The organism is Pantoea sp. X-Soil-TKNS-1280, from assembly GCF_059730475.1.
The window spans coordinates 3,068,180-3,088,625 of record NZ_AP035962.1 but is presented as its reverse complement, the minus strand read 5'-3'; the positions used below and the strand labels follow the sequence as shown (position 1 = coordinate 3,088,625).

The window sequence follows — 20,446 nt, the reverse complement described above, 5'->3', positions numbered from 1 at the left end:
ATGCCGTCCGTTCGTTATCCCGCCAGATGCATAAACTTCCCCGTCGTCTTATGCCTTTTTAGACTTTGAAATCAGCAAACGATATATAAAACCGTTACTGGTTTGCCTCGAGTTATAAATACACTGACAACATCTAATGGCATCAGCCGTAACTCCACATTTCCAGGTGCAGCATGACACTTCCCGTTTTTAAAAAGTTGGTTGGCGGTATCGCGCTTTCGCTGGCAATGGCGGGTGCTGTGCAGGCGACAGAGCTGCTCAACAGCTCGTATGACGTCTCGCGCGAACTGTTTGTCGCCCTGAATGCGCCTTTTGAGCAGCAGTGGGATGCCAGCCATCCGGGTGACAAGCTGACGATTAAACAATCTCATGCCGGTTCATCAAAACAGGCGCTGGCGATCCTGCAGGGTTTGCGCGCCGATGTGGTGACTTATAACCAGGTGACAGATGTGCAGGTGCTGCACGATAAAGGTCAGCTGATCCCGGCCGACTGGCAAAGCCGCCTGCCGAATAACAGCTCGCCGTTTTACTCCACCATGGCGTTCCTGGTGCGTAAGGGTAACCCAAAGAATATTCACGACTGGGCCGATCTGGCACGGGCTGACGTGAAACTGATTTTCCCGAATCCTAAAACCTCCGGCAATGGCCGCTACACCTATCTGGCCGCCTGGGGCGCTGCGGATCAGGCTGATGGCAAAGACCAGGCCAAAACCGAAGCCTTTATGACGCAATTCCTGAAAAACGTCGAAGTGTTTGATACCGGAGGCCGTGGTGCCACCACCACTTTCGCCGAGCGCGGCCTGGGTGACGTGCTGATTAGCTTCGAGTCAGAAGTGAATAACATTCGTAACCAGTACGCTAAAGATGGTTACGAAGTGATTGTGCCGAAGACCAACATCCTCGCCGAGTTCCCGGTTGCCTGGGTGGATAAAAACGTCGCGCACAATGGCACGACGGATGCGGCGAAAGCCTATTTAAATTATCTCTATACACCGGAAGCACAGAAAATCATTACCAGCTTTTACTATCGTGTGAACAACCCGCAGTTGATGGCAGCCCAGCAGGATCGCTTCCCGCAGACCCGTCTTTTCAATGTCGATGAGGCATTTGGTGGCTGGGATAACGTGATGAAAACCCATTTTGCCAGCGGCGCTGAGCTGGACAAATTGCTGGCAGCGGGGCGCGGTTAATGTTTGCCTCAACGCAAAAACGGGTACTGCCCGGATTCGGTATCAGCCTCGGTACCAGTCTGCTATTTACCTGCCTGATTCTGCTGCTGCCGATCAGCGCGTTGCTGATGCAGCTGTCGAAAATGACGCTGGCGCAGTACTGGGAAGTGATCACCAATCCACAGCTGGTAGCGGCGTATAAAGTGACGCTGCTGTCTGCCGGGGTAGCTTCCCTCTTCAATGCGGTGTTTGGCATGCTGATGGCGTGGATTCTGACCCGCTATCGCTTTCCTGGCCGTACTCTGCTCGATGGTCTGATGGATTTACCCTTCGCCCTGCCCACGGCAGTGGCTGGCCTGACGCTGGCGGGTTTGTTCTCGGTTAATGGCTGGTATGGTCAGTGGCTGGCCCAGTTCGATATCAAAGTTTCTTATACCTGGCTCGGTATCGCGGTGGCGATGGCCTTCACCAGCATTCCGTTTGTGGTGCGTACCGTGCAACCGGTGCTGGAAGAGTTAGGGCCGGAATACGAAGAAGCTGCCGAAACCCTCGGTGCGACACCGTGGCAGAGCTTTCGTCGCGTGGTGCTGCCAGAAGTGGCTCCGGCGTTGCTGGCCGGGACCGCGCTGTCGTTTACCCGCAGCCTCGGCGAGTTTGGTGCGGTGATCTTTATCGCCGGTAATATCGCGTGGAAAACAGAAGTGACCTCGCTGATGATTTTTGTGCGTTTGCAGGAGTTTGATTATCCGGCCGCCAGCGCCATCGCCTCGGTGATCCTTGCCGCCTCGTTGCTGCTGCTGTTCGCTATCAACACCCTGCAAAGCCGCTTTGGCCGTCGTTTAGGAGGTCACTGATGGCAGAGATTTCGCAAATCAATCGGGTTGATCGTTCACCGATTAACTGGGGTAAATGGCTGCTGATTGGCATTGGCGCGCTGGTTTCCATCATGTTGCTGGTGGTGCCGATGGTCTCCATCTTCTGGGAAGCGCTCAATCAGGGGCTGGGTGCCGCCATCGGTAACCTGAAAGATGGCGATATGCTGCACGCCATCTGGCTGACGGTGATGGTGGCGTTGATCACCGTGCCGGTTAACCTGGTGTTCGGTACGTTGCTGGCGTGGCTGGTGACGCGTTTTAACTTTCCTGGCCGCCAGCTGTTGCTGACGCTGTTCGATATTCCTTTTGCCGTCTCCCCGGTGGTCGCTGGCCTGATGTACCTGCTGTTCTGGGGTATCAATGGTCCGGCGGGTGGCTGGCTGGATGCGCACAATATCCAGATTATGTTTGCCTGGCCGGGCATGGTGCTGGCGACCATTTTCGTAACCTGTCCGTTTGTGGTGCGTGAACTGGTGCCGGTGATGCTCAGCCAGGGCAGTAACGAAGATGAAGCCGCGGTGCTGCTTGGCGCATCCGGCTGGCAGATGTTCCGCCGCGTCACGCTGCCGAATATCCGCTGGGCGTTGTTGTACGGCGTGGTGCTGACCAATGCCCGTACCATCGGCGAATTTGGTGCGGTCTCGGTGGTATCGGGATCGATTCGCGGCGAAACCTATACCTTGCCGCTTCAGGTTGAATTACTCCATCAGGACTACAACACCGTTGGCGCATTTACCGCCGCCGCGCTGCTGACCCTGATGGCGATAGTGACACTGTTTCTGAAAAGCGTGGTGCAGTGGCGTTTAGAGCATCAGCGGAAACGCCAACAGGAGGAAAATCATGAGCATTGAGATCAAACAAATTAACAAATCGTTTGGCCGCACGCCGGTGTTGAACGATATCTCTCTGGATATTCCTTCCGGCCAGATGGTGGCGCTGCTGGGCCCATCCGGTTCGGGTAAAACCACGCTGCTGCGTATCATCGCCGGTCTGGAGCATCAGAACAGCGGTCAGATCCAGTTCCACGGTAAAGACGTCAGCCGCCTGCATGCGCGCGATCGCCAGGTGGGGTTTGTCTTCCAGCACTACGCGCTGTTTCGCCATATGACGGTGTTCGACAACATCGCGTTTGGCCTGACGGTGCTGCCACGCCGCGAGCGTCCCTCCAGTGCGGAAATCAAACAGCGCGTGACCCGTCTGCTGGAGATGGTGCAGTTGAGTCATCTCGCCAGCCGTTTCCCGGCACAGCTGTCGGGCGGTCAGAAACAGCGCGTCGCACTGGCGCGTGCGCTGGCCGTAGAACCGCAAATTTTATTGCTGGATGAACCCTTCGGCGCGCTCGATGCCCAGGTGCGTAAAGAGCTGCGTCGCTGGCTGCGTCAGCTGCATGAAGAACTGAAATTCACCAGCGTGTTCGTCACCCACGATCAGGAAGAAGCGATGGAAGTCGCGGACAGCGTAGTGGTGATGAGCCAGGGCAATATTGAGCAGGTCGGTACACCGGACGAAGTGTGGCGCGATCCGGCCACCCGCTTCGTGCTGGAGTTCCTCGGTGAAGTTAACCGCTTTGATGGTGAAGTGCATGGCTCGCAATTCCATGTTGCGGCACATCGCTGGCCGCTGGGCTATACCCCGGCGCATCAGGGCCCGGTAGAGCTGTTCCTGCGTCCGTGGGAGATTGATGTGTCGCGCCAGAGCAGCCTGGAGACTCCGCTGCCAGTGCAGGTGCTGGAAGTCAGCCCGCGCGGACATTTCTGGCAGCTGGTGGTACAACCCGCTGGCTGGCAGAGCGAACCTTTTACCCTGGTGTTTGATGGCGAGCAATCCGCCCCGATTCGCGGTGAACGTTTGTTTGTTGGCCTGCAACAGGCCCGGCTTTACCAGGGCACAACACCGCTGCGCACGGTTGCCTTTGCCGAGAGCGCCTGATATTTTTGACACTCCTTCGGGCGGGACTTTCCCGCCCGATTTCTTTGCCCCTCTTTCTCCGGGAATCTGACCGTGACCACACTGGAAAATACCATCGGTAATACGCCGTTGATTAAGTTGCAGCGCCTGACGCCTGACAACGGCAGCGAAATCTGGCTAAAACTGGAAGGTAATAATCCTGCGGGTTCAGTCAAGGATCGTGCCGCCTGGTCGATGATTCATCAGGCGGAACGGCGTGGTGAAATTAAACCGGGCGATACGCTGATTGAAGCCACCAGTGGCAACACCGGTATCGCGCTGGCGATGATCGCGGCGATGAAAGGCTATCGTCTGCGCCTGTTGATGCCGGAAAACATGAGTCAGGAGCGCCAGGACGCGATGCGCGCCTATGGTGCGGAGCTGGTGCTGGTCACTCGCGAACAGGGAATGGAAGGGGCGCGTGATTTGGCGCAGGAGATGGCGGCACGCGGTGAGGGCAGGGTGCTGGATCAGTTCAATAACCCCGATAATCCTCTCGGTCACTATCTCACTACCGGCCCGGAAATCTGGCAGCAGAGCCAGCATCGCATGACCCATTTCGTCTCCAGCATGGGGACGACAGGCACTATCACTGGCGTGGGCCGCTATCTGCGCGAGTCTGCGCCAGCAGTGAAAATTATTGGTTTGCAACCGCAGGAAGGCAGCAGCATTCCCGGTATCCGTCGCTGGCCGAGTGCCTATTTGCCCGGTATTTTCCGCCCGGAACTGGTGGATGAAGTGATGGATATGACGCAACAGGAAGCGGAAGAGACGATGCGTGCGCTGGCGCGGCGTGAAGGTATTTTCTGTGGTGTCAGTTCTGGCGGTGCGGTAGCCGGGGCATTGCGCATTGCAGCGGCTCAGCCAGGCAGCGTAGTGGTGGCGATTATTTGCGATCGCGGCGACCGTTACCTCTCCACCGGTGTTTTCCACTAAACTATTCTCTTGCACAAATTCGTTGCGCGATAAATCGCGCCGCTACGTAAGGATCGAGTAAAACCGGCTGCGTTCGGGACGAACTCAGGACAAAATAGCGGCAATTTTGTACGAGAGATAAAGATGAAAATTCTGCTTGTTGATGACGATTTAGAGCTTGGTACTATGCTGAGCCAATACCTGATTGCGGAAGGCTTTGATGCACAACTGGTTTTAACCGGAAGTGCCGGAGTTGAAGGTGCGCTTTCAGGCAATTACACCGCCATGATTCTCGATATCATGCTGCCGGATATGAGTGGAATTGATGTGCTGCGCCAGGTGCGTCAGAACAGCCGTCTGCCGGTGATCATGCTGACGGCCAAAGGCGACAATATCGATCGCGTGATTGGTCTGGAGATGGGAGCGGACGATTATGTACCGAAACCCTGCTACCCACGTGAACTGGTAGCGCGTCTGCGTGCGGTGCTGCGTCGCTTTGAAGATCAGACGCCGTTGCCCGATAAAAAAGAAGTGCTGCGCTGGGGCGATTTGAGCCTCAATCCCGCTACCCGTATCACCGAATGGCAGGGCAAAGCCTTTGACCTGACCGCTTCAGAATTCAATCTGCTCGACCTGCTGATGCGTGCTCCGGATCGTGTGGTATCGAAAGATGAACTGTCCGAGAAAGGGCTGGGCCGTCCGCGTGAAGCTTACGACCGTAGCGTCGATGTGCATATCAGCAATATTCGTCAAAAGCTGGCGGCGTTAACCGCAGACAACGTCAACATTGAAACCGTGCGCAGTATTGGTTATCGCATTCGATGAAGCAGCACAGCTATCGTGGTCGGATGTTCTGGAAGATCCTGCTGGGCTTCTGGATCGTTTTTGTGATTATCAGCCAGCTGCTGTGGCTCGGTTTTTCCCTCTCCGGTAATCGCCATGAACCCCCTGAAATCGTGGCGATTCGGCGTATTGTCAATTTGCAGATGGCGTCGGCAGTGTCGGTGCTGGAACGCGGTGGGCCAAGTTCACTCGACGATATGATGGCTGACTGGGAACCGAATGATCGACAGTTCTTTTCGGTGATTCAGCACAACAAACCGGTCTCAACCCAGAACGCGCCACCGGAAGGGTTTAATGAACCCTTCCACGGCCCTTTCCCGGATGTGATTGTACGCTGGGTCAAAGGGTCTGACGGCAAAGAGTACGAGCTACGCTACGACGTGAAAGGCCTGCGTGAGGATAGCTCAATGGGCGTGGGCGGTCCGCGTCGTATCCTGAATATTCCTGAGCCGATGTTTACCTTCGCTGGTGCGTTGGGGCTGCTGTTTAGCCTGCTGCTGGCGTGGAACCTGACGCGTCCGATGCGTCAGCTGCGTGAAGGTTTTGCCCGCGTGAGTAGTGGTGATTTGAGCGTGCGTCTCTATCCGGTGATGCGCAAACGCCATGATGAGCTGTCCAGCGTGGCGCAGGATTTTGACGCCATGGTGGAACGACTGGATACGCTGGTGAAAGCGCGTGAGGAGTTGTTGCATGATATCTCCCACGAATTGCGTTCGCCGCTGGCGCGTCTGCAACTGGCAACCGGTCTGGCGCGCCAGACGCCGGAAAGCGTAGAAACCTCTCTGAACCGTATCGATGAGGAAGCGCGTCGCCTCGATAAGATGATTGGCGAGTTGCTGACTTTGTCGCGTGCCGAGCACGAAAGCATGCCTGGGGAGCAGTATTTTGACCTCACCGGCCTGCTACATGCGGTGGTGACCGATGTCCGCTATGAGGCGCAGATTCCGGGCGTGAAAGTCGATTTTCAGGTTGATGAAAATGCCGACTATACCGTGCACGGCAATGCGGAGCTGATTCGCCGTGGGGTGGAGAATGTGCTGCGTAACGCGCTGCGTTTCTCCCATCGTGGCCAGCATATTCAGGTGCGTTTGCAGGCGGAGAACCAGTGGCTGGCGATTCGCGTACGCGATCAGGGGCCGGGTGTCGATGATGAGAAGCTTTCCAGTATTTTCGACCCCTTCGTGCGGGTGAATTCACCACTGATGGGCAAAGGTTACGGTCTGGGGCTGTCCATCGTTCGTAAGGTGATCCTGGCGCATCACGGTGAAGTGCAGGCGGTTAATCGCCCGGAAGGGGGCCTGGAACTGACGCTGAAGTTGCCACGCTGGAAGCAGAATTGAGTGGCTGTTAAATAAAAACGGCACCCATTGGGTGCCGTTTTACTATCCAGACTGCGAATTATTTCTTGATACGAATCACCGGGGTTTCACCCACAGTAACCGGACCAGAGAGTTTGATCAGGTCTTTGATCTCATCCATGTTAGAGATCACAACCGGCGTCAGCGTGGACTTTGCTTTCTCTTCCAGCAGCGGCAGATCAAATTCGATCACCACATCGCCTTTTTTCACTTTCTGGCCTTCTTCAGCGATACGTTTGAAGCCTTCACCTTTCAGTTCAACCGTGTCGATACCGAAGTGGACAAACAGCTCGATGCCGTTGTCAGACTCGATTGAAAAGGCGTGGTTGGTCTCGAAAATTTTGCCGATAGTCCCATCAACCGGGGCAACCATTTTGTTGCCTGAAGGTTTGATGGCGATACCGTCACCGACAATTTTCTCCGCGAATACCACATCTGGTACGTCTTCAATATTCACGATTTCGCCTGACAGAGGCGCTACGATTTCAATAGTTCCGGAAGCGCTTTCTGTTTTGTCGCCAAAAAGTTTAGAAAACAAACCCATGATCTTCTCCTAAGCAGTAATTTGGGGCCAGCGTCTCGCGGATCAGCAGAGTGTTTTTTCTTTGATGAACTTGTTCACCAGGTTCATCAAATCATCTGCTGTGGGTTGAGCCAGAGCCTGCTCCGCCAATGCCTTCGCATCTTCAAAATTGGTATTACGAATAATTTTCTTGATGCTCGGGATTGAAATGGCACTCATGCTGAATTCGTCCAGCCCCATTCCCAGTAACAGTAGTGTAGCACGTTCATCACCAGCCAGCTCACCACACATGCCGGTCCATTTCCCTTCGGCATGTGATGCATCGATCACTTGCTTGATGAGGCCCAGAACAGAAGGCGACATTGGGTTATAGAGGTGAGAAATCAAATCATTACCACGATCGACCGCCAGAGTATACTGCGTCAGGTCGTTTGTCCCAATACTGAAGAAATCGACTTCTTTCGCCAGATGGCGGGCAATCACTGCGGAAGCCGGTGTTTCTACCATGATGCCCATCTCGATGGTTTCATCAAAGGCTTTACCTTCTTCACGCAGCTGCGCTTTGAGCATGTCCAGTTCTGCTTTCAGGAAGCGAACTTCTTCCACGGAAATGATCATCGGGAACATGATGCGCAGTTTGCCAAACGAAGAGGCACGCAGGATCGCGCGCAGCTGGGCGTGCAGAATCTCTTTGCGGTCCATGGCGATACGAATCGCACGCCAGCCGAGGAACGGGTTTTCTTCTTTCGGCAGGTCCATGTAGGGCAGGTCTTTGTCGCCACCGATATCCATGGTACGGACGATGACGGCCTGTGAGCCCATGGCTTCAGCCACGGCTTTGTAAGCCTGGAACTGTTCTTCTTCAGTTGGCAGTGAATCACGGTCCATAAACAGGAACTCGGTACGATACAGGCCCACACCTTCGGCACCGTTACGCTCGGCACCGGCAACATCACGGACGGTACCGATGTTGGCGCACACTTCAACCTGATGACCATCCAGCGTGATCGCCGGCAGATCTTTCAGTTTCGCCAGTTCATGTTTTTCAGACAAATATTGCGTCTGGATGGCTTTCAGCTCTTCCAGTACGTCTGCGGTCGGGTTGATGTAAACTTTGTTGTTTACGCCATCCAGAATCAGAAAATCGCCATTGTTCACCGTGGCGGTCACGCTACCGGTGCCGACAATCGCAGGCAGTTCGAGGGAACGCGCCATGATGGAGGTGTGAGAGGTGCGGCCACCGAGATCGGTGATAAAGCCCAGTACCTTTTTCAGGTTCAGCTGCGCGGTTTCTGATGGTGTCAGATCTTTCGCCACCAGAATGGATTCTTCTTCGATGGCGCTCAGGTCAACGATGTGCAGGCCAAGGATGTTTTGCAGCAGGCGTTTACCGATGTCACGTACGTCAGCCGCACGTTCTTTTAAGTATTCGTCATCCAGTTCTTCCAGCGCTTTCGCCTGTCCTTCAATGACGGAGTGGGCAGCAGCATCAGCAGTCGCGCGATCTTTCTTGATCAGGTCGATGATTTCCTGCTCCAGCTCTTCGTCTTCCAGCAGCATGATGTGACCTTCAAAGATCGCCGCTTTTTCTTCACCGAAGGTTTCACCGGCTTTGATTTTGATGGCTTCGAGCTGAGAAGCAGCTTTGCTGCGTCCATCAAGGAAGCGCTGTACTTCCTGCTCAACCTGGTCATCAGAAATCTTTTTACGGTTGATGACGATCTCATCTTCCTTCAGCAGCAGTGCTTTGCCGAAAGCGATACCCGGTGATGCTAAAATGCCTGAAATCATAACTCTACCTTTATAATCACGATGGCTCGTTGACCCGATGCATTGCCATTGTCGCGGATAAGTCAATCTACGGAAGCAATAACGCGGACAGGTTGTCCGCGATCAAGATGTTTGCACTCAATGGGGCAAAGGAGTCGGTTTAGTTACAAACTGAGCGGATTACTCCAGCTCAGCCATCAGTTTTACCAGGTGTTCAACCGCTTGCTGCTCATCTTCACCTTCGGCAGACAGCGTAACAACCGTACCCTGAGTCAGACCCAGTGTCTGCAGTTTGAACAAGCTTTTCGCGCTGGCGGATTTGCCATTGGAAGTCACGGTGATTTCTGACTGGAAAGCCTTGGCTTCTTTAACGAACTGAGCTGCAGGACGAGTGTGGAGGCCGTTCGGTGCGGTAATGGTAACTTCTTGCTGGAACATTCTATTTCCCCAACTTTATCAGGTTTGGTGTTATGGATCTAAAGTCTAGCCTGGAGCCGTAACTTTAGCCTGTGTAGGTGCGCGGGTCAGGCATCACAGATGACCAAAAAATGCGCATGAATGAGAGCGTCATTTCAGGTGAAGGATCAAAAGCAGAGATGATCGCTCCATCTGCCCATTATGCCGTGATTCGCCGTATCGCCAAATCAGTAAATCGATTCAGCTTGATCCACTTCAAAGCCCGATTAATTTCAGGCATCGAAATAATTGGCTGCTTAAATACCAGACCCTCGTCACTGAAAGCAATCTGCCAGGTGGTAAAAGTGAGATCTGAGCCACAAAAAAGCACCCATTCGGGTGCTTTTTTCGCCACTTTCAGACTTTGACCGTCACTGTTGCAGCTCTTTTTCGGTGAACAGATCAGCAAAAAGCGCAGTGCTAAGGTAACGCTCGCCAGAGGACGGCAGGATCACCACAATGTTTTTGTTGGCGAATGCTTCGTCTTCCTGCAACTTCAGCGCGGCGGCGACGGCTGCACCTGAGGAGATACCGGCGAGGATGCCTTCTTCTTCCATCAGACGACGTGCGGTGCTGATCGCTTCGTCATTGGTGATGGCAACAACCCGGTCAACCAGTTTCAGGTCAAGGTTGCCTGGGATGAAGCCAGCACCGATACCCTGAATTTTGTGCGGACCCGGTTTGATCTCTTCACCAGCAAGCGCCTGAGCGATCACCGGGGAATCGGTGGGTTCGACTGCCACCGAAATCAGGTCTTTCTTCCCTTTGGTGTTTTTGATGTAGCGGCTGACACCGGTCAGCGTGCCGCCAGTACCGACACCGGCGATAAACACGTCCACGGCACCATCGGTATCTTCCCAGATCTCCGGGCCGGTGGTTTTTTCATGAATTTCCGGGTTAGCCGGGTTGCTGAACTGCTGCAGCAGGACAAATTTATCCGGGTCGCCGGCAACAATCTCTTCCGCTTTGGCGATGGCACCTTTCATGCCTTTCGCACCTTCGGTCAACACCAGATTGGCACCCAGCGCTTTCAAAAGCTTACGACGTTCGATCGACATGGTTTCCGGCATGGTCAGCGTCAGCTTGTAACCACGCGCTGCTGCCACATAGGCCAGGGCAATACCGGTGTTACCGCTGGTGGGTTCAACCAGTTCTACGCCAGGTTTCAGGATGCCGCGTTTTTCTGCGTCCCAAATCATATTGGCACCGATACGGCATTTGACGCTGAAGCTCGGGTTACGGGACTCGACCTTCGCCAGAATGCGGCCGTTACCGATGCGGTTCAGTCGAACCAGCGGCGTATGACCAATTGTCAGCGAGTTGTCTTCATAGATCTTACTCATAGCTCGTCCTTAACTGTATGAAATATTGGGAACCCTCAGAGCATACCTTTTCTGCCTGAGTGCGGAAGGAAAGAAATCGTATATCTATATAGCCCACAACCATAAGCCCCATGCAAAAAAGCATAAGGCTCTTTGATGGATTAATGACGCTGATGTTGCAGGCGATAACGATCCACCCACATTGCCGTGGCACCACATACAGCGACCGGCATAATGGCCAGATTGACAATCGGGATCATGGTGAACAGGCTCACCAGCGCACCAAACTGCATATTGGCGGTTTTATGCTGGCGTAACGCACTGCGCATGCGGGCAAAACTCACTTTGTGGTTATCAAAGGGATAATCGCAGTATTGCACTGACAACATCCAGGCGCTGAACAGAAACCATAAAAGTGGTGCCACGGTTTGACCAAAGCCCGGGATAAAGTGGAGCAACAGGAGACCAAATGCGCGTGGCAAATAGTAACCCAGCTTCTGTATTTCACGTTTCATGATGCGCGGGACGTCTTTCAGCATGGCAACCCAGCCGCTATCGGGCAGCGGATTTCCGGTTAAACGTCCTTCCAATTGCTCCGCCAGCAGGCCACAAAAGGGGGCAGCAATTAAGTTGGCAATGGTGGAGAAGAAGTAACTGAATATCAGCACAATCGAAATCACGGTCAGTGGCCATAGCAGATAGCTGAGCCACTGTAGCCAGTCTGGAATGTGTGCCATGAACTGCGGAATCCAAAGCCCCAGGCGCTTAAACAGCCAGATAAAGGCACCACCCAGCAGCAGAATGTTGACCAGCAGGGGGATGATGACGTAACGGCGAATGCCAGGCAGACGCACCAGTTTCCATCCCTCGGCGAAGTAATGAATACCATTAAATGATGAGACCGAATTCTCAGCGGGCATAACGGGCCTTTCTCCATATGTGTGCGGGCGCAAACATCATAACCTGGCTTTTCCTGGCTTTTTATCGGCAACCGGGTCGCTTTGCGCGAAAAAACAGCAAAAAAGCGTGGGGGAGCTATCTTATTTGTCAGAAAATACTGCACAGACTTGCACTTGTGTAGCTGGGCAAATACAGTTAGAGGGTAAAGTTTGCCGTGGTGGCAAGGTATTGGAACAACAGAGAATACAATGATGCAGGATTTGCGTCTGATATTAATCGTTGTTGGCGCGATCGCCATAATAGCGCTGCTACTTCACGGACTGTGGACCAGCCGTAAAGAGCGCTCTTCTGTGTTTCGCGATCGCCCGCACAAACGTCTGAAACAACGCGAAGAAGCGGATGATGATCTGCTGAGCGACGATGATGAAGGCGTCGGCGAAGTTCGTGTTCGTCGCGATCATGACACGCACGATGAACCTGAGTTTGGTGGCTATCCGGATAAGAAGCCTGCCAGCGCGCCGCGTGCGCCGGAACCTGTTCGTCAGCCTGCACCGCGTCAGGAAGCGCCAGTTGCGCGTGATCCGCTGTTTGATGCGGAGCCTGAAGTGCGCCAGCAGCCTGAGCCGCCGGTAGCGCCAGTGGCACGACCGGCACCGCAGCCTCAGCCGATTCAGGCCGATCCGTTGCTGGATCAGGATCCGCTCGCCGCCACACAACCGGCACCTGAATTCCAGGCTGCAGAACAACCTGAGCCGCATGTCGCTGCGCCGGTTGTCCATGAAGAAAAACAGCCGCAGCCTGCTGCAGCTGGCAGTAAGAAAGAAGCAGTGCTGGTACTGCATGTTGCTGCCCATGCGGGTGGCGTACTGAATGGTGAAGCGTTGTTGCAGGGGATTCTGCAGGCAGGCTTCCAGTTCGGTGAAATGAATATTTTCCATCGCCACCTCAGCCCGGCAGGCAGTGGCCCGGTGTTGTTTAGCCTGGCCAATATGGTGAAGCCTGGCTCGTTCAATCCGGATGAGATGGGCGATTTCAGCACCCCTGGCGTTTCTATCTTTATGATGGTGCCGTCTTACGGGGATGCGAATCAGAACTTCAAACTGATGCTGCAATCTGCGCAACGCATCGCGGATGACGTGGGTGGCGTGGTGCTGGATGATGAGCGTCGTATGATGACGCCGCAAAAGCTGGAAACCTACAAAGCGCGTATTCGTGAGGTTATCGGCTGATAACCTGCACAGGCATCAAAAAATCTCTACTTATAACCCCCGCCTGTCGGGGGTTTTTTATCGGATGAGGCACTATGAAATCGGTTCAGGAGCAGATCACCGCGCTGCGCACCACGTTACGTCACCACGAATATCTCTACCATGTGATGGATACGCCGGAAGTCCCGGATGCAGAGTATGACCGATTAATGGCGCAGCTGCGTGAGCTGGAGGGAGCGCATCCCGATCTGGTCACGCCGGATTCGCCGACGCAACGTGTGGGTGCTGAGCCACTGGCAGCTTTCGACCAGGTACGCCATGAAGTGCCAATGCTGTCGCTGGATAATACTTTCGACGAAGCGGGCTTCCTCGCCTTTAACAAACGCGTTCAGGATCGTCTGAAAAGCAGCGATGATCTGGTCTACTGCTGTGAGCTCAAGCTGGATGGTCTGGCGGTGAGCCTGCTGTATGAAGAGGGCGTACTGGTGCGTGCCGCGACCCGTGGCGACGGCACTACCGGGGAAAATATCACCGCCAATGTGCGTACCATTCATGCGATTCCGCTGCGTCTGCGTGGTGATAACATTCCGGCGCGTGTTGAAGTCCGTGGTGAAGTCTTTATGACGGAAAGCGGTTTCGAAAAACTCAATGAGGAAGCGCGTCGCACCGGAGCCAAAGTTTTTGCCAACCCGCGTAATGCGGCCGCAGGTTCACTGCGTCAGCTCGATCCGCGTATCACCGCTAAGCGTCCACTGACTTTTTTCTGCTACGGTCTTGGCTTGCTGGAAGGCGGTGAAATGCCGGCCAGCCACCTTGGGCGTCTGGAGCAGTTTAAAGCCTGGGGCTTACCGGTCAGCAACCGTGTCCGTCTGGCTAACAATGCCGATCAGGTGCTGGAATTTTATCGTCAGATTGAACAGGATCGCCCCACGCTGGGTTTTGATATTGATGGTGTGGTTATCAAGGTCGATTCGCTGGCATTGCAGGAGCAGCTGGGCTTTGTCGCACGTGCACCGCGCTGGGCCGTAGCGTTCAAATTTCCCGCCCAGGAGCAGTTGACCTTTGTGCGCGATGTTGAGTTTCAGGTAGGACGTACCGGGGCCATCACGCCGGTGGCGCGTCTGGAGCCGGTGCAGGTCGCCGGGGTGATCGTCAGCAATGCGACGTTGCATAACGCCGATGAAATCGCCCGACTCGGGCTGCGTATTGGCGACAAAGTCGTGATTCGTCGCGCAGGCGATGTCATCCCGCAGGTGGTGAATGTGGTGGAATCCGAGCGTCCGGACGATACGCGTGAAATCGTGTTCCCCAGCCACTGTCCGGTATGTGGTTCTGATGTTGAGCGTGTCGAAGGCGAAGCAGTAACGCGCTGTACCGGTGGGTTGATTTGCGGTGCCCAGCGCAAAGAAGCGCTGAAGCACTTTGTATCGCGCCGCGCGCTGGATGTTGATGGCATGGGTGACAAAATCATCGACCAGCTGGTGGAAAAAGAATACGTCAAAACCCCTGCCGACCTGTTCCGTCTGACGGCGGGTAAACTCACCGGGCTGGACCGTATGGGGCCGAAGTCGGCGCAGAATGTGGTCGATGCACTGGAGAAAGCCAAATTCACCACGCTGCCACGCTTCCTCTATGCACTCGGCATCCGTGAAGTCGGGGAAGCCACGGCCGCTAACCTGGCAAACCATTTCGGCGAGCTGGAAAAGGTGATGGATGCTGATTTGGATGCGCTGATCGCGGTACAGGATGTCGGCAAAGTGGTCGCCAGCCACGTACGTAATTTTATGGATGAGGAAAGCAACCGTGAGGTTATCCGCGAGCTGACGGAACAGATGGGCGTACACTGGCCGCAGGTTGAAGTGGTCAATGCTGAAGAAATTGATAGCCCGTTCGCTGGCAAAACTGTGGTATTAACCGGCTCGCTGTCGCAGATGAACCGTGATGATGCGAAGGCGCGACTAACGGCGCTGGGTGCTAAAGTCAGCGGTAGCGTGTCGAAGAAAACCGACTTGTTGATTGCCGGTGAAGCCGCAGGTTCTAAGCTGGCGAAGGCCCAGGAACTGGGCATTGCGGTGATTGACGAAGCAGAGATGATTCGCCTGCTCGGAGCCTGATATGGAAAAGCAGCAGCTGATTGAGATCGCCAACACGCCGATGCCATTTGGCAAATACAAAGGCAGAATGCTGATCGACCTGCCAGAGCCGTATCTGTTGTGGTTTGCCCGTGGCGGTGAGTTTCCCGCCGGTAAACTCGGGGAGCTGATGCAGATAACGCTGGCGATCAAGATCGAAGGATTGGAAGGTCTGGTGAAGCCGCTGAAACGCAGTGAATAAAAGAACAAGGCCCGCATGCGGGCCTTTTTATCAGGATTTTTGTGCTTCAGCCTGTTGCTGCTGCGCCAGGTGTTTTTCGTTGCTGGTTTTATAGCGTTGTGCGATGAATGAACAGACCATCAGCTGTACCTGGTGGAAGATCATCAGCGGTAGCACGATAATCCCCACGCTGCTGGCCGGAAACAGGATATTGGCCATCGGCACGCCGTTTGCCAGACTCTTTTTCGATCCGCAGAACAATACCGTAATCTCATCAGCACGTTTGAAGCCGAACAGACGTGAAGCTCCGAGGTTGATCAGCAGAACCACCACCAGCAGCAGCAGGCTGCCCGCCAGGATCCACAGCAGGGTATCCACGCCGACACGATTCCAGATGCCGTTAACCACCGCTTCACTGAAGGCAGAGTAAACCACCAGCAGAATCGAGGTCTGATCGGTTTTGCCAATCAGGCTACGATGTTTTTCTACCCAGCCACCAATCCAGCGGCGTGAGATGTGACCCAGCACAAAAGGCACCAGCAATTGCAGCATGATTTTGCCAATCTGCTCCAGACCGTTGCTCGGTGCATCACTGTGCACATTCATCACCAGGTTAACCAGCAGCGGTGAGACAAAAACACCCAGCAGGCTGGAGGCAGAGGCGCTGCATACCGCCGCGGCGACGTTACCGCCAGCCATCGAGGTAAAGGCAATCGCCGACTGCACGGTGGCAGGCAAAATACACAGATAAATGAAGCCAGTATAGATATCGGTGCCCACATCAACCGGATGCCACCACACCAGCAACAGGCCGAGGATCGGGAACAGCACAAAGGTGCTGCACATAATCCATAAATGCAGCCGCCAGTGGCTGCTACCGGCGATGATTTTTTCGCGTGACAGCTTAGCGCCATGCATAAAGAACAGCAGGGCGATGGCGGCGGTGGTCAGCCATTCGAAGAAATCGACAAACCCGCCTTTGGCCGGTAAGAAGCTGGCCAGCAGCACGGTGATGATGAGTTTGACCATCATCGGGTCGAGTCGTAAAAATCCCATTGTTACAATCCGGTTAAGCAAAAAATGATGTTGCTGATTGTGCGCTAGCTGGGTTTAGAAATAAAATTGATTTATTGCATCAATCTATGAGCGCTATCGATGAATTACACGTTACGCCAGTTGCGCACCTTTGTCGCGGTTGCGAAGTACGGCAGCTTCAGCCAGGCGGGGCAGGTGATTGGCCTTAGCCAGTCGGCGGTCAGCCACAGTATTAAAGAGCTGGAGGCGGAGATGGGAGTACGGTTACTGGATCGTACCACCCGTGAAGTGCAACTGACCGAGGCCGGGCAGCAACTGGCAACGCGGCTTGAGCGGCTGCTGGAGGAGCTAAACACCACGGTGCAGGATGTGCGCAGCTATGGCGAACAACGCAGTGGGACGGTACGGGTCGCTGCCAGCCAGACACCGTCTGCCCATCTGATGCCACAATGCCTCGCCAGCTGTCAGCAACACTATCCAGACATTCGCGTGATTCTGCATGATCGTGCCCAGCAATGGGTGCTGCAAAGCGTGCGTAACGCGGAGGTCGATTTTGGCCTGATTATTGGGCCGATCAGCGATAGCGATTTTGATTATCAGACCATCATGAATGAACCATTTTTGCTGCTATGTCGGGAAGATGATGTGCTGGCTCAGGATACTCAGCCGCAATGGGCGATGTTAGCGGGGCGAACGATGGTGTTGCAGGATTATGCCTCCGGCAGCCGTGCGCTGATTGATGCCGCTTTGCAGCAGCAGTCGATTGCGGTGAATGTGGTGCAGGAGATTGGTCACCCGGCGACGCTGTATCCGATGGTTGAGGCAGGAATTGGCATCAGTATCTTACCGGCGCTGGCGTTACCGTTGCCTTCCGGACGGAAACTGACGGTGCGGCGGCTGTATCCTGAAATCAATCGCAGCCTGATGTTGATTAAGCGCAGAAACCGCTCGCTGACACCTGCGGCAGAGGCCATCTGGCAGGAAGTGCGTCAGCAGGCAGAGCTGCTGACGCAACAACGTTCCCTCAAACCGGCGTTTTAAACGTAAACGTTGATTTGATTAGTATCGGTAGGACGGTTGATTCCATCTGCCTTGGTGCTGGTGGAGGAGGAGGTATCTTGCTTTTGCTGCTGCTCCTGCTGTTGCTGTGCTTTTTGCGTCGCCTGCTGCTCGATTTGCGTGATCTGCGCCTCAATCATCTGAATCTGCGACTGAATCATTTGCTCCTGCGTTGATTTTTGCTCATCAGTCAGGGTGTCATCACTGGACAGATCTTTGAGTTCTGTGGTGAGACTCTGGATTTGTTTATTCAGGCTGGCAATTTGTGAGGTATTGCCGGTGCTGCTACTACTACTGACACTGCTGGACACACTTGAAATGGTACTCATGGTTTTCTCCTTGCAATAGTTCACAGTCGTTATCGGCAAGGGGATAAAATCACATGAGGGCACAAAGTGTTAAGGTTGCGAAAGGAATTTGCAAAGGGGCGACGAGGTTTTCGCGCAGAGCAAAAAGGCGCCTTTAGGGCGCCTTTCTACATTGGTGGGTCGTGCAGGATGTGCCTCGGCCCATCCGGGGCCTCGCCCTGCGGGTGATGCTGACGCATCAGCCTGAATCGCTCCCGGCGATTCAGTCGAACCTGCAGCAGGTTCTCATCCTGCACTTTGCAGGCATAGCAAAAAGGCGCCTTTAGGGCGCCTTTCTACATTGGTGGGTCGTGCAGGATTCGAACCTGCGACCAATTGATTAAAAGTCAACTGCTCTACCAACTGAGCTAACGACCCGAAGTGGTGGGTGATGACGGGCTCGAACCGCCGACCCCCTCCTTGTAAGGGAGATGCTCTACCAACTGAGCTAATCACCCACTTCGGTACTACTTAACAAGAGTGTCATCTGACTAAGATATGGTGGGTGATGACGGGCTCGAACCGCCGACCCCCTCCTTGTAAGGGAGATGCTCTACCAACTGAGCTAATCACCCATATCTTATCTCTTGTTCACTGCGGGCCACCTTGAGAGTGGTGGGTGATGACGGGCTCGAACCGCCGACCCCCTCCTTGTAAGGGAGATGCTCTACCAACTGAGCTAATCACCCCCGCTGTGTGGAGTCGCATTATAGGGATCCTTCGAAGTGAGTCAACGCTTTTTAAAACATAAATGTGCGTTCGCTTTAAAATTAAACATCCTGCAGGGCTTTTAGCCAATGTGCTGGTTTTATTAGCAGAAAACTGGCTCTCTCCGGCAGTACCCACCGCGACAATCATTGAGGAATAACGGTCAGCTGCTAGAATATGCCCACTGTTTTTTCGCGTTAACCTGTTTTTTGTCATCCAGACAACGAACCTCCGCGCATTTAAGGCAATGCTGAATGAAAATCAAAACTCGCTTCGCACCCAGCCCCACTGGCTATCTGCATGTGGGCGGTGCTCGTACTGCTCTTTACTCCTGGCTTTATGCTCGTCATAACAAGGGCGAATTTGTTCTGCGTATCGAAGATACCGATCTGGAGCGATCCACACCGGAAGCCATCGAAGCCATTATGGATGGCATGAACTGGCTGAGCCTCGACTGGAACGAAGGTCCGTACTACCAGACCAAACGCTTTGATCGCTACAACGCGGTGATCGATGAGATGCTGGTGGCTGGCACTGCTTATAAATGTTACTGCTCCAAAGAGCGCCTGGAAGCATTGCGTGAAGAACAGATGGCGAAGGGTGAAAAGCCGCGTTACGACGGCCGTTGCCGCGACAGCCATGAACATCATGCTGCTGACGAACCTTGTGTGGTGCGTTTCCGCAACCCGCAGGATGGCTCTGTCATTTTTGATGATCAGATTCGTGGACCGATTGAGTTCAGCAACCAGGAGCTGGATGACCTGATCATTCGTCGTACCGATGGTTCGCCGACCTATAACTTCTGTGTGGTGGTGGACGACTGGGATATGGGTATCACCCACGTTATCCGTGGTGAAGACCATATCAACAACACGCCGCGTCAGATCAACATCCTGAAAGCGATTGGTGCTGAAGTTCCTGTGTACGCGCACGTATCAATGATCCTCGGTGATGACGGTAAAAAGCTGTCCAAACGTCATGGCGCGGTAGGGGTGATGCAGTATCGTGATGATGGCTACCTGCCGGAAGCGCTGCTCAACTATCTGGTGCGTCTGGGCTGGTCACATGGCGATCAGGAAATCTTCAGCGTGGCGGAAATGACTGAACTGTTTACCCTCGATGCGGTGAGCAAATCGGCCAGTGCCTTCAATACTGAAAAATTGCAGTGGCTGAACCATCACTACATTAATACCCTGCCGCCGGAATATGTGGCGACGCATCTGCAATGGCATATTGAACAGCAGAACATCGATACCCGTACCGGTCCGGAACTGGCGAAACTGGTTACCCTGCTGGGCGAGCGTTGTAAGACTCTGGTAGAGATTGCGGCATCCTGCCGTTACTTCTATGAAGAGTTCGATGCCTTTGATGCTGACGCTGCGAAGAAGCATCTGCGTCCGGTTGCGCGTCAGCCGCTGGAAGTGGTACGTGACAAACTGGCGGCCATCAGCGACAACGACTGGACCGCAGAGAATGTGCATCACGCCATTCAAAGCGCTGCCGATGAACTGGAGCTGGGGATGGGCAAAGTCGGTATGCCGTTGCGCGTTGCCGTGACCGGTGCGGGTCAGTCTCCGGCGCTGGATGTGACTGTCCAGGCTATTGGCCGCAGCCGCAGCGTGGCACGTATCGAAAAAGCGCTGGCCTTTATTGCCGAGCGCGAAGCTCAGGCATAATGTTCTGCGCTAACCTCTGACA

20 protein-coding genes, 4 tRNA genes and 1 other RNA gene are annotated in these 20,446 nt (G+C 54.3%); 13 read left to right on the top strand and 12 right to left on the bottom strand.

All coding sequences use genetic code 11. The features are described 5' to 3' along the window. The first annotated feature begins 173 nt into the window (after window positions 1-173). From AC6I8X_RS14335 to AC6I8X_RS14305, 7 genes are all read left to right on the top strand, one after another. Window positions 174-1,190 (top strand): sulfate ABC transporter substrate-binding protein, encoded by a 1,017-nt coding sequence (locus AC6I8X_RS14335; protein ID WP_313685225.1) that lies wholly within the window; start codon window positions 174-176, stop codon window positions 1,188-1,190. After that, on the top strand, window positions 1,190-2,023 hold the full coding sequence (cysT, locus tag AC6I8X_RS14330; RefSeq protein WP_299455086.1) for a sulfate/thiosulfate ABC transporter permease CysT: 834 nt from the start codon (window positions 1,190-1,192) through the stop codon (window positions 2,021-2,023). Before AC6I8X_RS14335 ends, cysT begins: the two co-directional genes overlap by 1 nt. Beyond that, a complete protein-coding gene (gene cysW, locus AC6I8X_RS14325; protein WP_084876229.1) occupies window positions 2,023-2,895 on the top strand; it encodes a sulfate/thiosulfate ABC transporter permease CysW in 873 nt (290 codons plus the stop codon). Before cysT ends, cysW begins: the two co-directional genes overlap by 1 nt. After that, complete coding sequence (cysA, locus tag AC6I8X_RS14320; protein WP_299455091.1) at window positions 2,885-3,973, top strand: sulfate/thiosulfate ABC transporter ATP-binding protein CysA; 1,089 nt, start codon at window positions 2,885-2,887, stop codon at window positions 3,971-3,973. The genes cysW and cysA overlap by 11 nt, the downstream gene beginning before the upstream one ends. 72 nt (window positions 3,974-4,045) lie before the next feature. Beyond that, window positions 4,046-4,927 (top strand): cysteine synthase CysM, encoded by an 882-nt coding sequence (gene cysM, locus AC6I8X_RS14315; RefSeq protein ID WP_497840005.1) that lies wholly within the window; start codon window positions 4,046-4,048, stop codon window positions 4,925-4,927. Between the two features lie 123 nt (window positions 4,928-5,050). Beyond that, on the top strand, window positions 5,051-5,731 hold the full coding sequence (locus AC6I8X_RS14310; RefSeq protein ID WP_084876226.1) for a response regulator transcription factor: 681 nt from the start codon (window positions 5,051-5,053) through the stop codon (window positions 5,729-5,731). Next, a complete protein-coding gene (locus AC6I8X_RS14305) occupies window positions 5,728-7,089 on the top strand; it encodes an ATP-binding protein (RefSeq protein WP_299455095.1) in 1,362 nt (453 codons plus the stop codon). Before AC6I8X_RS14310 ends, AC6I8X_RS14305 begins: the two co-directional genes overlap by 4 nt. Before the next feature lie 58 nt (window positions 7,090-7,147). On the opposite strand, the gene crr is transcribed toward AC6I8X_RS14305, so the two are convergent. From crr to ptsH, 3 genes are all read right to left on the bottom strand, one after another. Further along, window positions 7,148-7,651: a PTS glucose transporter subunit IIA gene (crr, locus tag AC6I8X_RS14300; protein WP_084876224.1), complete on the bottom strand. Its 504-nt coding sequence runs from the start codon at window positions 7,649-7,651 to the stop codon at window positions 7,148-7,150. 42 nt (window positions 7,652-7,693) lie between these two features. Then, on the bottom strand, window positions 7,694-9,421 hold the full coding sequence (gene ptsI / locus AC6I8X_RS14295) for a phosphoenolpyruvate-protein phosphotransferase PtsI (protein ID WP_332665502.1): 1,728 nt from the start codon (window positions 9,419-9,421) through the stop codon (window positions 7,694-7,696). A 159-nt stretch (window positions 9,422-9,580) separates the two neighbouring features. Next, entirely contained in the window at window positions 9,581-9,838 is a 258-nt protein-coding gene (gene ptsH / locus AC6I8X_RS14290; RefSeq protein WP_007889063.1) for a phosphocarrier protein Hpr, read from the bottom strand. A 110-nt stretch (window positions 9,839-9,948) separates the two neighbouring features. On the opposite strand from ptsH, the gene AC6I8X_RS14285 reads away from it, so the two are divergent. After that, window positions 9,949-10,224: a hypothetical protein gene (locus tag AC6I8X_RS14285; protein WP_299455122.1), complete on the top strand. Its 276-nt coding sequence runs from the start codon at window positions 9,949-9,951 to the stop codon at window positions 10,222-10,224. A gap of 3 nt (window positions 10,225-10,227) precedes the next feature. Here AC6I8X_RS14285 and cysK read toward each other — a convergent pair whose 3' ends face one another. Both cysK and cysZ read right to left on the bottom strand, forming a co-directional pair. After that, window positions 10,228-11,199 (bottom strand): cysteine synthase A, encoded by a 972-nt coding sequence (gene cysK / locus AC6I8X_RS14280; RefSeq protein WP_299455125.1) that lies wholly within the window; start codon window positions 11,197-11,199, stop codon window positions 10,228-10,230. A gap of 140 nt (window positions 11,200-11,339) precedes the next feature. Further along, complete coding sequence (gene cysZ, locus AC6I8X_RS14275; RefSeq protein ID WP_299455127.1) at window positions 11,340-12,098, bottom strand: sulfate transporter CysZ; 759 nt, start codon at window positions 12,096-12,098, stop codon at window positions 11,340-11,342. A gap of 228 nt (window positions 12,099-12,326) precedes the next feature. Between cysZ and zipA the strand changes: the two genes are divergently transcribed. The 3 genes from zipA (at window position 12,327) to AC6I8X_RS14260 (ending at window position 15,620) form a co-directional block, all read left to right on the top strand. Next, window positions 12,327-13,307 (top strand): cell division protein ZipA, encoded by a 981-nt coding sequence (zipA, locus tag AC6I8X_RS14270; RefSeq protein ID WP_497840004.1) that lies wholly within the window; start codon window positions 12,327-12,329, stop codon window positions 13,305-13,307. Window positions 13,308-13,381: 74 nt separating this feature from the next. Continuing rightward, on the top strand, window positions 13,382-15,400 hold the full coding sequence (ligA, locus tag AC6I8X_RS14265; RefSeq protein WP_497840003.1) for an NAD-dependent DNA ligase LigA: 2,019 nt from the start codon (window positions 13,382-13,384) through the stop codon (window positions 15,398-15,400). Window position 15,401: 1 nt separating this feature from the next. Then, entirely contained in the window at window positions 15,402-15,620 is a 219-nt protein-coding gene (locus tag AC6I8X_RS14260) for a DUF3820 family protein (RefSeq protein ID WP_084876217.1), read from the top strand. Window positions 15,621-15,650: 30 nt separating this feature from the next. Here the strand turns inward: AC6I8X_RS14260 and AC6I8X_RS14255 are convergent, their stop codons facing one another. Then, window positions 15,651-16,655, bottom strand: coding sequence for a bile acid:sodium symporter family protein (locus AC6I8X_RS14255; protein ID WP_313689474.1), 1,005 nt, complete (start codon window positions 16,653-16,655; stop codon window positions 15,651-15,653). 99 nt (window positions 16,656-16,754) lie between these two features. On the opposite strand from AC6I8X_RS14255, the gene AC6I8X_RS14250 reads away from it, so the two are divergent. Further along, on the top strand, window positions 16,755-17,675 hold the full coding sequence (locus AC6I8X_RS14250) for a LysR family transcriptional regulator (RefSeq protein WP_299455142.1): 921 nt from the start codon (window positions 16,755-16,757) through the stop codon (window positions 17,673-17,675). On the opposite strand, the gene AC6I8X_RS14245 is transcribed toward AC6I8X_RS14250, so the two are convergent. From AC6I8X_RS14245 to AC6I8X_RS14220, 6 genes are all read right to left on the bottom strand, one after another. Further along, complete coding sequence (locus AC6I8X_RS14245) at window positions 17,672-18,022, bottom strand: FlxA-like family protein (protein WP_313689478.1); 351 nt, start codon at window positions 18,020-18,022, stop codon at window positions 17,672-17,674. The genes AC6I8X_RS14250 and AC6I8X_RS14245 overlap by 4 nt on opposite strands. Window positions 18,023-18,174: 152 nt before the next feature. Then, a non-coding RNA gene (locus tag AC6I8X_RS14240) (RtT sRNA) lies at window positions 18,175-18,311 on the bottom strand. A gap of 31 nt (window positions 18,312-18,342) precedes the next feature. Next, window positions 18,343-18,418, bottom strand: a tRNA-Lys gene (locus AC6I8X_RS14235). Window positions 18,419-18,422: 4 nt separating this feature from the next. Further along, window positions 18,423-18,498, bottom strand: a tRNA-Val gene (locus AC6I8X_RS14230). Window positions 18,499-18,539: 41 nt separating this feature from the next. After that, window positions 18,540-18,615, bottom strand: a tRNA-Val gene (locus AC6I8X_RS14225). A gap of 38 nt (window positions 18,616-18,653) precedes the next feature. Then, window positions 18,654-18,729 (bottom strand) — tRNA-Val (locus AC6I8X_RS14220). A 273-nt stretch (window positions 18,730-19,002) separates the two neighbouring features. On the opposite strand from AC6I8X_RS14220, the gene gltX reads away from it, so the two are divergent. Beyond that, window positions 19,003-20,424, top strand: coding sequence for a glutamate--tRNA ligase (gltX, locus tag AC6I8X_RS14215; protein WP_497840002.1), 1,422 nt, complete (start codon window positions 19,003-19,005; stop codon window positions 20,422-20,424). The last annotated feature ends 22 nt before the right edge of the window (window positions 20,425-20,446 follow it).

Coding starts and splice junctions, on each gene's coding strand:
- AC6I8X_RS14335 (WP_313685225.1), top strand. CDS start 174: ATGACACTTCCCGTTTTTAAAAAGTTGGTTGGCGGTATCGCGCTTTCG.
- cysT (WP_299455086.1), top strand. CDS start 1,190: ATGTTTGCCTCAACGCAAAAACGGGTACTGCCCGGATTCGGTATCAGC.
- cysW (WP_084876229.1), top strand. CDS start 2,023: ATGGCAGAGATTTCGCAAATCAATCGGGTTGATCGTTCACCGATTAAC.
- cysA (WP_299455091.1), top strand. CDS start 2,885: ATGAGCATTGAGATCAAACAAATTAACAAATCGTTTGGCCGCACGCCG.
- AC6I8X_RS14310 (WP_084876226.1), top strand. CDS start 5,051: ATGAAAATTCTGCTTGTTGATGACGATTTAGAGCTTGGTACTATGCTG.
- AC6I8X_RS14305 (WP_299455095.1), top strand. CDS start 5,728: ATGAAGCAGCACAGCTATCGTGGTCGGATGTTCTGGAAGATCCTGCTG.
- crr (WP_084876224.1), bottom strand. CDS start 7,651: ATGGGTTTGTTTTCTAAACTTTTTGGCGACAAAACAGAAAGCGCTTCC.
- ptsI (WP_332665502.1), bottom strand. CDS start 9,421: ATGATTTCAGGCATTTTAGCATCACCGGGTATCGCTTTCGGCAAAGCA.
- ptsH (WP_007889063.1), bottom strand. CDS start 9,838: ATGTTCCAGCAAGAAGTTACCATTACCGCACCGAACGGCCTCCACACT.
- AC6I8X_RS14285 (WP_299455122.1), top strand. CDS start 9,949: ATGCGCATGAATGAGAGCGTCATTTCAGGTGAAGGATCAAAAGCAGAG.
- cysK (WP_299455125.1), bottom strand. CDS start 11,199: ATGAGTAAGATCTATGAAGACAACTCGCTGACAATTGGTCATACGCCG.
- cysZ (WP_299455127.1), bottom strand. CDS start 12,098: ATGCCCGCTGAGAATTCGGTCTCATCATTTAATGGTATTCATTACTTC.
- zipA (WP_497840004.1), top strand. CDS start 12,327: ATGATGCAGGATTTGCGTCTGATATTAATCGTTGTTGGCGCGATCGCC.
- ligA (WP_497840003.1), top strand. CDS start 13,382: ATGAAATCGGTTCAGGAGCAGATCACCGCGCTGCGCACCACGTTACGT.
- AC6I8X_RS14260 (WP_084876217.1), top strand. CDS start 15,402: ATGGAAAAGCAGCAGCTGATTGAGATCGCCAACACGCCGATGCCATTT.
- AC6I8X_RS14255 (WP_313689474.1), bottom strand. CDS start 16,655: ATGGGATTTTTACGACTCGACCCGATGATGGTCAAACTCATCATCACC.
- AC6I8X_RS14250 (WP_299455142.1), top strand. CDS start 16,755: ATGAATTACACGTTACGCCAGTTGCGCACCTTTGTCGCGGTTGCGAAG.
- AC6I8X_RS14245 (WP_313689478.1), bottom strand. CDS start 18,022: ATGAGTACCATTTCAAGTGTGTCCAGCAGTGTCAGTAGTAGTAGCAGC.
- gltX (WP_497840002.1), top strand. CDS start 19,003: ATGAAAATCAAAACTCGCTTCGCACCCAGCCCCACTGGCTATCTGCAT.